Genomic DNA, 13,762 nt, shown 5'->3' with positions numbered 1-13,762 from the left:
CCAGGTGCCTGAGTGGCGAATATCACAGACCATAATACCACGGCGCGAACAGGGAGAAAGTGATCCACAGAATAATCACCAATGGGGCGCCCGCCCGCAGAAAATCAGAAAAGCGGTAGTGGCCGGGGCCCATCACCAGCAGGTTGGTCTGGTAGCCCATTGGCGTGGCGAAGGAGCAGTTGGCGGCAAAGATCACCGCATAGACAAAGATCGTCGGGTCCACGCCAAGCTGCTGCGCGGTGCTGATGCCAATGGGCACAAACAGCACGGCGGTGGCGTTGTTGCTCAACACGTTGGTGAGCACTGCCACAAGCAGGAAGAACACGCTGAGCACCACCGCCGTACCGAACCCGTCAAACAGGGTGATGACCTGGGTGGCGATGAACATGGCGCCGCCGGTTGATTCCAGTGCCGTGCCAAGGGCGAGCGCGGCGCCAACCAGCAAAAAAATCTGTCGGTCGATGGCGCGGGCACCCTGACGCACGTTGAGGCAGCCCGACACAATCATGGCGAAGGCCCCGGCGACAGCAGCCACCACGATGGGCACAAGGCCAAGGGCGGCACTTGCAACGGTTGCGGCCAGAATGATCTGCGCCTTGCGGGCATTGCTCACATCGGGGATCTCGGTTGCAGACCACTCAAGCAGCAACACATCACGGCTGGTGCGCAGGCCGCGCACACTGTCGCGGGTACCGACAATCAGCAACACGTCGCCTGCTTCAAGGCGAATGTCACTCATCCGGGCGCGGATCATCCGACTGCGGCGCTGCACGCCCAGCACAATGCAATCGGTTTCCATGCGGAACCCTGCCTGCTCAATGTTGCGGCCGATCAGCCGCGAGCCGGGGGCGACAATGGCTTCCGCCAGCATCAGGTCGCGGATCGGACGTTGTTCGCCGTCCTCGTCAGGGTCCGAAGGGCCACCGTCCTGGTGGATGAGATCCTGAAATATCTCTGGATCCTGCTTTAGGGCTTCCATCAACGTGGCGCGGGTCGCAGCGATAATCATCGTGTCGCCGGGACGCAGCACCAAGTCTTCATAGGGCGGCAGGAACGGGTGCTCGCCACGCTGAACCATGCGTACAGTGATGTTCTTGAGCGCCGGGAACATGCCGCCCCTGGCTTTGGTTCCCACCAGCGGATGACCATAGCCAAGCTGCAACTGGGCGATGAACTGCTTGCCGGAGCCGCTCAGATCATCGGACAGATTGGCCCGTGACGGCATGATGCGCGGCAACAGGCCCGCAACATAGAGAATGCCAACGCCTGCCAGCACGAGGCCGGGAATGGTGAAATCAAAAAAGCCGATGCGGTCCATGCCCGCGCGTGTTGCAGCGCCCGCTGCCAGCAGGTTTGTGGATGACCCCAGCAGTGTGGTCATGCCGCCCAGAATGGAGGCATAGGACAGCGGGATCATCATCTTGGAGGATGAGACGGAGGCTTTGGCCGCCAGCGCGCTGACCACGGGAATGAAGATCACCGCGACGGGTGTGTTGTTCATGAAGCCCGACACCACCAGCACCACCACCAGCATAACGGCAAGCGTCAGCATTGGCGCACGCACGGCATTGGCGTTGCTGAGTTGGGCCATGCCTTCCAGCGCGCCGGACTGGAACAGGCCCTGACCGATGACCAGCAAAGCCAGCACGGCGATGAGGGCAGGGTCGGCAAGGCCTGCCAGCAATGTGCGCGCGTCAAGCAGGTTTGGTGTGCTTGGCGCTTCTACGGGAAAGACCTGAAAAAACACCAGAAGCCCCGCCAGCAGCGCCAGCGAAGTGATTTCAAGGGGGATGTCTTCTGACGCATAGGCGATGATCGCTGCAACGATGGCAATGAGCACCACCCACATCTGCCAGACGTGGGAAAGGTCGGCCTCCATGGCCGCATCTAGGCACGGCTCCGGGGCAATGCCAAGCGACGTTTTTCAGGGGCTGCGCCTAGGTGGAGATGATGGTTTGCGGTGTCGGGATTCGCTGTGGTGAATTGATGACCACGGTGCCGATGAGATAGTCGTGCAGGCAGCGGCGACGCCTGTTGAACAGCGGTACCAGCGCCACAAAAATGGTCACGACCCAGGTCACGTAAAAAACCAGCGTCTGCAGCGCGGCTTGCAGGTAACCGGGCCGCGCGCCATCCCAGGTGCGCACTTCAATGCCGGCAAAGCGCATACCCGGCGTGGCAGAAACCGGACTGCCGATGCTGAATGTAAAATAGGCCAGCCACAGGGCGGGAACGATGATGCTTGTGAGCGGCCACAACAGGCCGAGCGTGAGTGCTCCCAGAATGGCCATGATGATGGTTGTGAAAACAGTGACGACGGCCAGTAGCAGCCAGTCTATGACGAATGCCATGATGCGTTTGCCCAGCAGGCCGTCGAACAGCTCCGGGTAGTGGTCGGAATCAAGGTCAATGGGGTCGTTGGATTTGGCGTCCCGCCAGTGAACAGCCTCAGGCCGGTCCGGTGTTGTCACCTTTAGATCTCCCGGATTATTACGTCTGTATCCGTAAAATGGGGAGGCAGGGCGTCAACTGCAATAGGCAGCGTTTTGGGTGTGCGCTCAGCGCATCTGGCTTGGTGGCAATACGGGGGCTTCGCGCAACAGCACGATGGAGATGCGACGGTTTGCAGCCATATACGGGTCTTCGGGGAACAGCGGTTCCGAATCAGCCTTGCCGGCGACCTGATAGACGCGGTTGCCGTTGAGGCCTGCCTGCATCAGCAGCCGGCGGGCGGCATTGGCGCGATCTGATGTGAGTTCCCAGGACGTGTATTCGTCGCCGGTGCTCAATGGGTTTGCGTCCGTGTGACCGCCGATCGTAATGCGGTTGGGGAGCTGGTTCAGCGTGTTGCCGATGGCGTTGAGAAGAACACGTGTGCGCTCGTAGGGCACAGCACTTTCAGCGGGGAACATCGAGCGGCCTTCCTGATCCACAAGCTGGATACGCAGGCCTTCGGGTGTTTCGTCAATGATGATGTGCTTGGAGAGTTCGGCCAGTTCCGGCAGATCATTCAGCGACTGGCGGATGGACATTTCAGCGCGGGCAAAGGCGCGGGCCTCCTGCTCGGTTTCACCTTCTTCCAGGAACGAGTCATCCGGGTGGGGTTCTTCCGCGCCACGGGCCACCTTGTCGCCCATCTGCCCTTCGCCGGGTGTGCGGCCCTTGTCGTCACCTTCGGCTTCTTCATCCGCAGGCGGAGCAATGGACATGACGATGGCGGTTACTGAGCCGCCTTCGCGTGCACCGCGATTGTCGTGCGCTGTGCCGCCCAGAACACCGCCAGACCCTGACGTGGAGCGGCTGATATTTGGCGGCGCGAAATAGTCCGCAAGCCCGTCCTTTTGCTGCGGCGTCGTCATGGAGATGAGCCACATCAGCAGGAAGAAAGCCATCATGGCGGTCACGAAGTCAGCATAGGCGATCTTCCACGCACCACCGTGATGGGCGTGCGCGGCTTTTTTCACGCGCTTGATGATGATCGGCTGTTCGTTGCTGGCCATGGTGTGCGTTGGGTGCTTTCCGTTTGATCGCTATGTCGGCCTAGACCGGCTGCAAGGAGCCTGTCTTTTCTTCCAGCTCTGCGAATGTCGGACGGGTTTCTGTCAGCAGTGCCTTACGGCCAAACTCAACCGAAACGGCAGGCGGGTAGCCTGACAGGTGAGCGAGCAGGGAGGCCTTGATGCACTGGAAGTATTTTGCTTCGGCCCCGTAAGTGTGCTTCAGCGATGCGGTCATGGGTGCAAAAAAGCCATAGGCCACGAACACGCCGAGGAACGTACCCACCAGAGCACCACCAATCAGCTTGCCGAGGATTTCAGGCGGCTCATTGATGGAACCCATGGTTTTGATCACGCCCAGCACGGCGGCCACAATGCCCAGCGCCGGAGTGCCGTCGGCCAGTGCCTGCATGGCGTCAATCAGGTGGTGGCGTTCTTCGTGGTGAGTTTCCAGTTCCTCATCAATCAGGGCTTCCAACTCGTGAGGGTTTTCGGTGCCAAGGGTGATGAGGCGAATGTAGTCGCAGATGAAATCCACGGCGTGGTGATTGTTGGCGACGGTCGGGAACTGCGCAAAGATTGTGGACTCGTGCGGGTTTTCCACATGAGCTTCCAGCGCCAGGTTGCCTTTGGCCTTGGCCAGCTTGAAAAACTGGAACAGGCAGCTCAGCAGCTCAAGGTAGGACTCCTTGTTGTACTGCGAGCCTTTCATCAGCGCGCCCAGCGACCCACCAAACTGTTTGATGACGTGGCCGGGGTTGGCGATGATGAACGCGCCCATGGCGGCACCCAGAATAATCACGCCTTCGAACGGCTGCCACAGCACAATGAGCTTGCCGCCCATGGCTGCGTAGCCGCCGAGCACGCAGACGAAAACAGTGATAATGCCGATAAACAGTTTCATCGCGCGAAGGGTCCCACCCGCTAAACAGTTCAGCCCGCTCACCCCACGTGCGCAGACTTTTGCCGGAGTAATCTGACCTGCACAGTGCATGAGATGCGTTAACACGCGGTTGAGGTTGACAGGTGTGGTTAATGCTTTGCTAAAGCACCCCGTTGCCAGCCTGCGGCGGGTCGCCTAGAACGGCAGACAGCCGCCACTTCATGGCGATCCCTCTCACGCAGGCACATGCTTTATGACTGACGAAGCCAGACAATTCCGTAACGCACTTGGCTGCTTTGCCACCGGCGTGACCGTGGTGACAACGCGGCGCGCGGATGGCGCGCCTGTCGGCATCACCGCCAACTCGTTTTCATCGGTGTCGCTGGACCCGCCTTTGGTGTTGTGGTGCATCGACAAATCATCTGACCGGTTTGCGGATTTTGAAGCCTCAGACCATTTTGCGATCAATGTCCTGAGTGCTGAAGACATGGTCGTGAGCCAGGAGATGGCGCGGGCGGGAGCAAACTCCCTGGAAGACCATGCTCATGTATCGGGTGCTGCTGCAGGTATGCCGCTGATTGAAACTGCGCTTGCGACGTTTGAATGCGCCGTCGAGCATCGTCATGCAGGTGGCGATCATGTGATTTTGGTGGGGCGGGTGCTGGGGCACACCGCGACGACAACGGGTGAGCCGCTGCTTTACTTCCGCGGCAAATATGCAGCGATTGATGACTGACAACAGCTAGCCGCCGGTCTCGTCCTTCAGGCGTTTGAGATTGTCGCGCATGACAGTCAGCACTTTCACAGCATGGCGGTAGTCCTGCTGGCTGATACCTTCGATAGCGCGGGCATGGATCATGGTGAAAACGCCCTGACCCAAAAACTTGACCGAATGAAAATACGGCGTCAGCCACACCTGCTTTGAGCGCTTGTCGGTGGGGTGGGGGCGGCGCTCGACCAGCCCCTGTTTTGCCAGATCGTCCACATGGGCACCAACTGACACTTTGTGAAGCTGCAGGTCGTCAGCAAGCTGGGTGACTGTACGGCCGTCGTGTTCCATCAGCAGGGCCACCACCGCCGACTGGCCCCGGCTCATGGGCATACGGCGATCATATTCACCCGATAACAGCCGTCCGAACTCCTGCAACAGAGCCGAAAATGCCAGCGCATCTTCAATCTCACCCGCTCCCGGCTGCGGGGCGACCGCTGGTTTGGCTTTGTCCGGGCGCCCCTCGTGGGCGGTATTCTTGCTGTCAGTCATGTCGTGAGTATAGGCGCAATCACCTGTGTTTGGGCAACGCGGTTATCCGTCTGCGGGCTTCAATAACAGTGTGCCAATCGCGCCTGCTTCAATCTCGGCCCGATCCGTGGTCATGGGTACATGTCTGCCGTCAGACCACAAGGTGGCAAACGTGTCATACCACCTGGATGCCGGATTGCCGGACTGCCCTGTGGATATGATGTACACGGAATTGTTCAGGTCATCGAAGTCAAAAACCGCGCGATAGCCGGCCGCATGGACATTGGCGAACGGGCGACTGCCGGAGCCGGTCTGTCCGCGGTTGACTGTGTAGGGGCCGCCGGCACTGGGGCGCTCAAGGTTGAAGAAGCCGCGCAGGCCGGGGATGAAGCCCATGGGCAGGTGGTTGTGCACCACCGGGTGTGCCTCGCCCCATGACCAGTCTTCCATTTTCTCACCATACATCTCGGCAATGTCGCCAAGACCATCAGCGAAAGCCATGCGCACAATGTCGGTGCAGTGCTCGCGCTGTTGGGTGCGTACATCATCGCACCATTTTTCAGCAGCGGGATCAGTAACAGGATCAGCGGCGATGGCGTTGAATATAAATGCTTCGCGGCGCCGCGATGTGCTGTCCGCCAGGTCGCCGAGTTCATCCGCGTACAAACGGGTGTGCAGGCGCTTGAGGAAGGCGTGGAAAATCAGCGGTTCGGGCCCTGCTTTTTCCATTGTGGCATCCCAGTTGCGCAGCAGGGTTTGTGCCTGCGCCATCTGATCGGTTTCGGGTTCAACGCTGATCAGGTAGGGCAGCATCTGCTCGGCCATCAGTGATTTGTTGTCGGCCAGCATGGCCTCAAAACTTTGCACGTCATGAGCGCGCGATGCCTCAATCATCTGCTCGATGCGGTGGGCCCTGTAGGGGGCATCCCAACTTGCGGAAATAAAGTACGGGAAATCATCGGCGATGATCTTGTTGTTGGCGGTCGCAATAAAGCCGTGCGAGGGGTTGATGACACGCGGCAGTCCCTCATGGGGAATGAAGCCTGTCCAGTCGTTGTCAGCGTTCCAGCCTTTTGACGGCAACAGGCCGCCGGTCTCATGGGCCGGGCTTCTGACGGGCACGGCAGCAGGCGCGATCATGCCGATATTGCCGTCCACATCCGCCACAACCATGCTTTGCATGGGGGATATCTGTAGCCGGGTTGCGTCGTCGAACTCGGCTACCGTTTTGGCCTTTGTGTAGCGATAACCCGCTTCAATGGTGGTGTTGCTGCTGGAAAGGGCGGTCCATTTCAGCGCCACGACATGGCCGTCGGCGACAACATCCTCAAAGGTTTCTGCAATCGTATCGAGCACCGGGCCGTTGCGGGTTTCGCGTACGGTTATTGTTTCATCGTCACCAAACCGTACGCGGATGGTTTCGTCGCGGAGCGTAAAATCCGCCCAGCCGTCGGGTGTGCGGTACTGCGCCGGGTTGCCCGGGTTAACTTCCTCAATGGCCATGTCCTGAGTATCAGGCCCGGTATTGGTGAAGCCCCAGCCGATGTGATTGTTGCGGCCAAGAATGACCGAGGGGATGCCGGGAATGGTTGCGCCAATGACATTGGTATCGCCCGCATCCAGGTGCGCTGCATACCAGATGGAGGGTGCCAGCATCGTGAGGTGCGGATCATTGGCCAGCAATGGCTTGCCTGATCTGGTCCATTGGCCGTCCACCACCCAGTTGTTGGAAGCGCCGGGTGGGCCGGTGTCGGGTATGGCTGCGAAAATGCGCTCAAGGCCCAGGGTGCGATAAAGAGAAGCCATGTCGCGCACGGCGCGTTTGGCGTCAGCCGGGTAGGGTGGGTCGAAGGTCTTGAGTGCCTCGTCATCCAGCACTTCCATCAGGCGCGTGCGGGAAATCTCGCTGAAGGCATTACCTGACAGGCCCGCGGCAAGAAGCTTCACAAGGCCGACCGAGTCTGCGGGTGCCCAGGGTTCGGGCTCATGCCACAGCATCTGGAACTCAGGCGGCAGCGGCCTGTCCATGTTTTCCAGATAGGCGTTGACGCCTGCCGCGTAGCCATCAAGTACGGTGCGAAGCTCCGGCGACAGCACATCAAGGGAGCGTTGCGAGTGCCCGTACAAATCAAGTGTGCGGATCACCCGGTCGGCGGGCAGGGCGGCGGAGCCAAATACCTCTGAAAGGCGACCCTGCACCACGCGACGGAACAGTTCCATCTGCCAGAGCCTGTCCTGCGCGTGGGCCACACCCAGGGCGAAGGCTGCGTCCGGGTCCGACTCGGCAAAGATGTGGGGGACGGCATGTGCGTCCCGGATGACCTCGACCGGGGCAGACAGACCGGGCAGGTCCATGGTGCCCGCATAGTCCGGCACGGCACGCTCTGCGAGGCCGAGAAGCTGCAGGACCACCAGGCCAATCACCACGGCCAGCGTGGCAAGTGTGATGGCTGTCCAGCGAAGTATCTTGATCGTCATGGTCATCGTTATGTCCTGCGGCCTCCCCAAACACTCGTTCTTTGTTCCGGTCCCCACGTCCTTTGTTCGGGTCTGTGTATTCCGGTCGCGAGTGGTTTCATGTTTAGTGCGCCCAATACATATGAGCGGCTCCACACATAGGAGCAATCGGTAGGAGATACCACATGGCACGTGTTGCGTTTATTGGGCTTGGGGTCATGGGCTATCCCATGGCGGGGCATCTGGCGAAGGCCGGGCATCAGGTCACGGTCTATAATCGCACAACCATCAAGGCCAAGCAGTGGCGCGAAGCCTATAAGGGCTCCCACGGCGGCTCTGGTGCGTGGACGCCGGCCAAGGCGGCGGCTGAGGCCGAAGTGGTTTTCACCTGCGTCGGCAATGACGATGATCTGCGGTCGGTGACGCTGGGGCCGGACGGCGTGTTTCAGACCATGCAGCCAGGCACGGTCTTTGTGGACCACACGACGGCCTCTGCCGACATTGCCCGCGAACTGGCGGCAGAAGCAGACAAGCGCGGCTTTGGTGCCATTGATGCGCCGGTGTCGGGCGGTCAGGCAGGGGCTGAAAATGGCCAGCTGACCATCATGTGCGGCGGCGATCCCTATCACTACAAGACCGCTGAACCGATCATGTCCGCCTATGCCAAGCAGTCGCGCCTGCTGGGGCCTGCGGGGTCCGGTCAGCTGACCAAGATGGTCAACCAGATTTGCATTGGCGGGCTTGTGCAGGGCCTGTCCGAAGCCATTCACTTTGCCCAGAAGGCGGATCTGGATGTGGCGGGTGTGATGGATGTCATCTCCAAGGGGGCCGCCCAGAGCTGGCAGATGGAAAATCGCTGGGAAACCATGAACGAGGGCAAATTCGACTTTGGCTTTGCCGTTGACTGGATGCGCAAGGACCTTGCGATCTGCCTTGCGGAAGCGGCGCGCAATGGGGCCGATCTTCCCGTCACCCAAATCGTCGATGGCTACTACGCAGACGTGCAGGAGATGGGCGGCAATCGCTGGGATACCTCCAGCCTGATCGCCCGCCTCACCAAAAGCTAGGCGTGTTTCACCGGCCTCGCACCACCTGTTTGGCGCAAGGGCCGGGACAAAAGAGGGAAACGCTGCCATAGCGGGTCCTGTCCGTATGTCCGTGTCCTGAATGTCCGTTGTCCGTGTCCGGTCAGACCGCCATGGCAACGCATCCCACGCAGCAGGCCGGGGACAGGCCCATCACGCACTCCGCGCGGTTGTAACGCGAAGCTGTGCACAGGATACGGGTGGTCCAAAGGGGCGGGGATAGATTTTTTGTTGGAGCGGACACCACTAGCAATATGCTTCTCGGCAGTGACGGTGGTAGTGGTATCAGACTGAATAGACAGACGTTTTCAGATCGCATCATTGCGAAGACAATTGGCAAAAATTTCGGTGAACAAATCTGGTTTGGTCAAGATACCCAAGTGTCCAACATTGGGAACGACAATGACTTCAATGCCATGTGTCCGCAATTCCTCCGGCAAAGGAGCATCCGGTTTTGCGGCTTCGCTATTCATTGGGAGCGAAAGTTCTCCGACCAAGAATGTTCGGCGCATATCCATGGCAAAGTAGCTAGCCGCAAAGTTGTCATCAAGTTCTACAAGCGCAACAGAACTTGCATGAATTCCTCGCGGATCGGAAATCCCCCAACCTCCTGCTAGTATAGCAGATTCAACATCCCCTTTTACAGCTTTGCGTCTGAAGTCAGCCAGTATCTCGGGGAACACTGAAGCAACGAAAATCTCCTCATCATATGAAGCAATCAACTTAGTTCCGTCGCCGCCGCCAGGCGAGATATTTGCTTCAAATACAATGAGATGAGAGATGATCTCTGGTCGCATCTTCGCCAGAAAGATCCCCACTGTTCCGCCCATACTAAATCCGACAAGAACACAATCCGTGAGCCCTTCATTGTCCAATACCGCTGCTATGGTTGAGGCGTGATCTTGAAGTGACAATTTGATATTTTGCGTCGTTTCACTATGACCAGCGCCGAGATAATCGATTAACAGCGCGCCTCTTTCACGTATGAGTGGATGACTTGCGATATCCATGAAGTTGGCAGTTGAGGAGAAATTCAGACCAGCTAAAAACACCAGCGGTGAACCATTACCTGGTATCTGGTGATAGCGTATGATCGCGTCATACTGCTTAAGGTAAAGACTTTTCATCTAGTGCAGAACCAATTGTCTTTGTGATCCCTGAGGTTGTTGAATACGCTGGGAGGTCGTGCGCAAAGTTGCAACTGCAAAGCCCATCGACCAATTTGGTCCGAATACTAGGTTCTTGGAAGCGTGCCCCTCAAGCGATAACTCATTGTCGCTCACTATGGGCTCGATGCAGTCATGCGGCGACGCAGCGGAGTGTCGTAGTTGAAGGTTATGACAGTATCGGATGGACCAAGCTGCTCCGCAAATGAGAGGTAAAGATCCCAGTTGTCGGGTCCGTCGGCCATTCGCTGTGAAAGAATGCGTCCAATCTGATTTTTGATAATGAGTGTGGTTTCATTTCCGGCTTCGCTCCACGTATGCGATCCACGTGTGCCGAGATAATGCTGGACGTCTAAGAACTCACAAAACTCCTCAAAATTGACGTCATCTAGTTCTAGGTGTTTCCCGCTGGTTCGTTTCGCGTAATCAATGTAGGCAGAAAGGTCATTGTCAAATTTCTCAGCTCTGCCGCCAACGCCCGATGCGTTCGAACGGATCAATTCCCAAAGCTCTTGTGCGAGTGGCATCCCCGCCGGTTTTGAAAATCCGGCGCCAAGTATAAATAGGCGGAACTTCTTTCCGTCGATAGAGTTCTCGTCGGTCACATTAGCCGTCCCGCAGCCGCTCGGCCACGTCCTTGGCAAAGTAGCTCAGCACTCCGTCGGCCCCGGCGCGTTTGAAGGCCAGCAGGCTTTCCATCATCACGCGCTCGCCGTCCAGCCAGCCGTTGAGGGCGGCGGCCTGGAGCATCGCGTATTCGCCTGACACCTGGTAGGCGAATGTCGGCATCAGGAAGGTTTCTTTGACCCGCGCCACAATATCGAGATACGGCATTCCGGGTTTGACCATTACCATGTCGGCGCCTTCCTCGATGTCGAGTGCCACTTCGCGCAGGGCTTCCAGCGCGTTGGCCGGGTCCATCTGGTAGGTACGCTTGTCGCCCTTGAGCGCGCCGGACGAGCCAACGGCATCGCGGAACGGGCCGTAGAACGCGGACGCATATTTTGCCGCATAAGCCATGATCTGCACGTCAGTGTGTCCGGCACCTTCGAGGGCTCTGCGAATGGCACCGACGCGGCCGTCCATCATGTCTGACGGGGCAATGATGTCGCATCCGGCATCGGCCTGCACCAGCGCCTGCGTGGTCAGCACACTCAGGGTTTCGTCGTTGAGAATGGTGTTGCCGTCCATCAGCCCGTCATGGCCGTGGCTTGTGTAAGGGTCCAGCGCCACGTCGCACAAGACGCCAATGTCCGGCACCTGGCGTTTGATGGCGCGAGTGGCCGTGCAAACGAGATTTTCCGGGTTGAGACCCTCACTGCCGCGCTCATCGCGCAGGCCGGGTTCTGTGTAGGGAAACAGCGCGATCACCGGAATGTCGAGGTCGGCGGCCTGCGCGGCTGCTTCAACGGCGAGATCAACCGACAGACGGTCCACGCCAGGCATGGTGGCCACAGGCTCGCGGGTATTTTCGCCATCAATAATGAAAATCGGCCAGATCAGGTCGTCAGCCGACAGCGACGATTCAGCCACCAGGCGGCGGGTCCAGTGGCTCTTGCGGTTGCGGCGCGGGCGCGCGGCAGGGTAGCCGGGGCCTAAAAGCTCGGCAGGGCCTGCGGTGCTGGACGCAAGTTTTTCGATATTTGACGGATCGCGTTTTGTGCTCATGATTACTCAATAAGTCCGTGGCCCGGTTTGGGCAAGGTTGAAGACAGGCTGGACAATGCGGTTGATCCTGGCCTCAGCCCTTGAAGTGTCCGTAAACCGTCCAGCAACCGATCAGAATGAAGCCGACACCTGCCAGCAACTGAACCGGCACCACCTCAATATACCGTGCTGCATATGCGCCCAGCAGCACGGCAATACCGGTTGAAGCCGTCAGCGCAAGAGAGGCCACGGCGAAGACCAGCCAAGGATTGAGGCTTTCGTCAGTCGCGAACAAGAGCGAGGCAAGCTGTGTCTTGTCGCCAAGCTCGGCCATAAAGACCGTGATGAAGACGGTCATAACGGCATAAAGACTCATGGGAACTCTCCTGAAGATTTGTGCCTGTTGTGCGGACCGGCAGATCACATGCTCGTTTCGGCAACTCATGGTCAAGCCACGGAATGACAAAACGGGGATAACCTAAGCCATGCTCGTCACCCCGGACTTGAACCGGGGTCCACTCGCATCGGCAGGGTGCGCGGGGGGTATGGTTATTGTTGGCGGTGCGACGGCTCGCGTTGACGGCGCGCGGCGGCGTAGCTACACCCGGTGCGAACAAGAAACGTATGGGGAGCACAGGTGCCCATGGACTTTGCCCTGACAGAAGACCAGCGCGCGTTCTTTGAAACGGCGCAGGGATTTGCCGCCAACGAGCTGGCTCCCCATGCGGCGCGGTGGGATGCGGAGGCAATTTTCCCCGTTGAAACCATGCGCAGGGCAGCGGCGCTTGGCTTTGCCGGTATTTACGTGGGCGAGGAGTATGGCGGCAGCGGGCTGACGCGGCTTGATGCGGCGCTGATCTTTGAAGCATTGAGCCAGGGCTGCACATCGACCGCGGCGTATATCTCAATCCACAACATGGCGTCGTGGATGATCGACCGCTTTGGCAACGACGCGCAGCGCGCCAAGTTGCTGCCAAAACTCACCACCATGGAACTTGTCGCCAGCTACTGCCTGACGGAGCCCGGCGCAGGGTCTGACGCGGCGTCGCTCAAGACCAGGGCTGTGCGCGATGGCGACCATTACGTCATCAACGGAGCCAAGGCGTTTATCTCCGGTGCGGGCACGTCTGACGTGTATGTGTGCATGATCCGCACGGGCGGCGAGGGTGCGGGCGGTGTGTCGTGCATCGTGGTTGAAAAAGACACACCAGGGCTGTCGTTCGGGGCTACCGAAAAGAAAATGGGCTGGAACTCGCAGCCGACGGCTGCCGTCATTTTTGAGGATGCGCGGGTGCCGGTTGAAAATCTGATCGGCAACGAAGGCGACGGTTTCAAGATTGCCATGATGGGACTTGATGGCGGACGGCTTAACATTGGCGCGTGCTCTATTGGCACCGCACAGGTGGCGCTTGATACGGCCATTTCCTATGCGCAGGATCGGCAACAGTTTGGCAAGCCGATTGCGGCGTTTCAGGCAACGCAATTCAAGCTGGCGGATATGGCGACCGAGCTTGAAGCGGCACGGCTGTTGCTGCGGCAGGCGGCAACCAAGCTGGACCAGAAGGCAGCGGACGCCACCCAGCACTGCGCCATGGCCAAGCGCTTTGCGACCGATGTGGGTTTTGAGGTTGTCAATCAGGCGCTGCAAATCCACGGCGGGTATGGCTACCTGAAGGACTATCCGCTGGAACGCCATCTGCGCGATGTGCGGGTGCATCAGATACTTGAAGGCACCAACGAAATCATGCGCGTCATCATCTCGCGCGAAATGCTGAGTAAGTAAGCAT

13 protein-coding genes are annotated in these 13,762 nt (G+C 58.9%); 3 read left to right on the top strand and 10 right to left on the bottom strand.

Going from position 1 to position 13,762, the window contains the following annotated elements:
* Window positions 1-22: 22 nt before the first annotated feature.
* The 4 genes from RIB87_RS02765 to motA all read right to left on the bottom strand — a co-directional run bounded on the left by RIB87_RS02765 (window position 23) and on the right by motA (window position 4,401).
* Window positions 23-1,879 carry an SLC13 family permease gene (locus RIB87_RS02765; RefSeq protein ID WP_350143255.1) on the bottom strand — a complete coding sequence of 619 codons (1,857 nt, stop codon included), beginning with the start codon at window positions 1,877-1,879 and terminating at the stop codon, window positions 23-25.
* A 58-nt stretch (window positions 1,880-1,937) separates the two neighbouring features.
* Window positions 1,938-2,471, bottom strand: coding sequence for an RDD family protein (locus RIB87_RS02760; protein WP_350143253.1), 534 nt, complete (start codon window positions 2,469-2,471; stop codon window positions 1,938-1,940).
* An 87-nt stretch (window positions 2,472-2,558) separates the two neighbouring features.
* A complete protein-coding gene (locus tag RIB87_RS02755) occupies window positions 2,559-3,500 on the bottom strand; it encodes a flagellar motor protein MotB (RefSeq protein ID WP_350143251.1) in 942 nt (313 codons plus the stop codon).
* Between the two features lie 40 nt (window positions 3,501-3,540).
* Window positions 3,541-4,401: a flagellar motor stator protein MotA gene (gene motA, locus RIB87_RS02750; protein ID WP_350143249.1), complete on the bottom strand. Its 861-nt coding sequence runs from the start codon at window positions 4,399-4,401 to the stop codon at window positions 3,541-3,543.
* Between the two features lie 232 nt (window positions 4,402-4,633).
* Between motA and RIB87_RS02745 the strand changes: the two genes are divergently transcribed.
* Window positions 4,634-5,116, top strand: a complete 483-nt coding sequence (locus tag RIB87_RS02745; RefSeq protein ID WP_350143247.1) for a flavin reductase family protein — start codon at window positions 4,634-4,636, stop codon at window positions 5,114-5,116.
* 6 nt (window positions 5,117-5,122) lie between these two features.
* On the opposite strand, the gene RIB87_RS02740 is transcribed toward RIB87_RS02745, so the two are convergent.
* Both RIB87_RS02740 and RIB87_RS02735 read right to left on the bottom strand, forming a co-directional pair.
* Window positions 5,123-5,641: a MarR family winged helix-turn-helix transcriptional regulator gene (locus tag RIB87_RS02740; protein WP_350143245.1), complete on the bottom strand. Its 519-nt coding sequence runs from the start codon at window positions 5,639-5,641 to the stop codon at window positions 5,123-5,125.
* A 42-nt stretch (window positions 5,642-5,683) separates the two neighbouring features.
* A complete protein-coding gene (locus tag RIB87_RS02735; RefSeq protein ID WP_350143243.1) occupies window positions 5,684-8,104 on the bottom strand; it encodes a penicillin acylase family protein in 2,421 nt (806 codons plus the stop codon).
* A 158-nt stretch (window positions 8,105-8,262) separates the two neighbouring features.
* Here RIB87_RS02735 and RIB87_RS02730 point away from each other — a divergent pair, with 158 nt between their 5' ends.
* Window positions 8,263-9,144: an NAD(P)-dependent oxidoreductase gene (locus RIB87_RS02730; protein ID WP_350143241.1), complete on the top strand. Its 882-nt coding sequence runs from the start codon at window positions 8,263-8,265 to the stop codon at window positions 9,142-9,144.
* Between the two features lie 326 nt (window positions 9,145-9,470).
* Here RIB87_RS02730 and RIB87_RS02725 read toward each other — a convergent pair whose 3' ends face one another.
* The 4 genes from RIB87_RS02725 to RIB87_RS02710 form a co-directional block, all read right to left on the bottom strand.
* On the bottom strand, window positions 9,471-10,289 hold the full coding sequence (locus tag RIB87_RS02725; RefSeq protein WP_350143239.1) for an alpha/beta fold hydrolase: 819 nt from the start codon (window positions 10,287-10,289) through the stop codon (window positions 9,471-9,473).
* A 155-nt stretch (window positions 10,290-10,444) separates the two neighbouring features.
* Window positions 10,445-10,933, bottom strand: coding sequence for an SIR2 family protein (locus tag RIB87_RS02720; protein ID WP_350143237.1), 489 nt, complete (start codon window positions 10,931-10,933; stop codon window positions 10,445-10,447).
* 1 nt (window position 10,934) lies between these two features.
* Window positions 10,935-11,996: a porphobilinogen synthase gene (gene hemB, locus RIB87_RS02715; RefSeq protein WP_350143235.1), complete on the bottom strand. Its 1,062-nt coding sequence runs from the start codon at window positions 11,994-11,996 to the stop codon at window positions 10,935-10,937.
* A gap of 73 nt (window positions 11,997-12,069) precedes the next feature.
* Window positions 12,070-12,351, bottom strand: coding sequence for a TMEM165/GDT1 family protein (locus tag RIB87_RS02710; protein WP_350143233.1), 282 nt, complete (start codon window positions 12,349-12,351; stop codon window positions 12,070-12,072).
* A 267-nt stretch (window positions 12,352-12,618) separates the two neighbouring features.
* Between RIB87_RS02710 and RIB87_RS02705 the strand changes: the two genes are divergently transcribed.
* Window positions 12,619-13,758 carry an isobutyryl-CoA dehydrogenase gene (locus RIB87_RS02705; RefSeq protein ID WP_350143231.1) on the top strand — a complete coding sequence of 380 codons (1,140 nt, stop codon included), beginning with the start codon at window positions 12,619-12,621 and terminating at the stop codon, window positions 13,756-13,758.
* Window positions 13,759-13,762 lie beyond the last annotated feature (4 nt).

Source organism: Pyruvatibacter sp. (assembly GCF_040219635.1).
Classification (GTDB): Bacteria; Pseudomonadota; Alphaproteobacteria; order CGMCC-115125; family CGMCC-115125; genus Pyruvatibacter.
The sequence above is the reverse complement of the archived record's forward strand: the minus strand, read 5'-3'. Positions and strand labels throughout refer to the sequence as shown.

Excerpts from the sequence above, each read along its gene's own strand:
- RIB87_RS02765 (WP_350143255.1), bottom strand. The coding sequence starts at position 1,879 with ATGGAGGCCGACCTTTCCCACGTCTGGCAGATGTGGGTGGTGCTCATT.
- RIB87_RS02755 (WP_350143251.1), bottom strand. The coding sequence starts at position 3,500 with ATGGCCAGCAACGAACAGCCGATCATCATCAAGCGCGTGAAAAAAGCC.
- motA (WP_350143249.1), bottom strand. The coding sequence starts at position 4,401 with ATGAAACTGTTTATCGGCATTATCACTGTTTTCGTCTGCGTGCTCGGC.
- RIB87_RS02745 (WP_350143247.1), top strand. The coding sequence starts at position 4,634 with ATGACTGACGAAGCCAGACAATTCCGTAACGCACTTGGCTGCTTTGCC.
- RIB87_RS02740 (WP_350143245.1), bottom strand. The coding sequence starts at position 5,641 with ATGACTGACAGCAAGAATACCGCCCACGAGGGGCGCCCGGACAAAGCC.
- RIB87_RS02735 (WP_350143243.1), bottom strand. The coding sequence starts at position 8,104 with ATGACCATGACGATCAAGATACTTCGCTGGACAGCCATCACACTTGCC.
- RIB87_RS02730 (WP_350143241.1), top strand. The coding sequence starts at position 8,263 with ATGGCACGTGTTGCGTTTATTGGGCTTGGGGTCATGGGCTATCCCATG.
- RIB87_RS02725 (WP_350143239.1), bottom strand. The coding sequence starts at position 10,289 with ATGAAAAGTCTTTACCTTAAGCAGTATGACGCGATCATACGCTATCAC.
- hemB (WP_350143235.1), bottom strand. The coding sequence starts at position 11,996 with ATGAGCACAAAACGCGATCCGTCAAATATCGAAAAACTTGCGTCCAGC.
- RIB87_RS02710 (WP_350143233.1), bottom strand. The coding sequence starts at position 12,351 with ATGAGTCTTTATGCCGTTATGACCGTCTTCATCACGGTCTTTATGGCC.
- RIB87_RS02705 (WP_350143231.1), top strand. The coding sequence starts at position 12,619 with ATGGACTTTGCCCTGACAGAAGACCAGCGCGCGTTCTTTGAAACGGCG.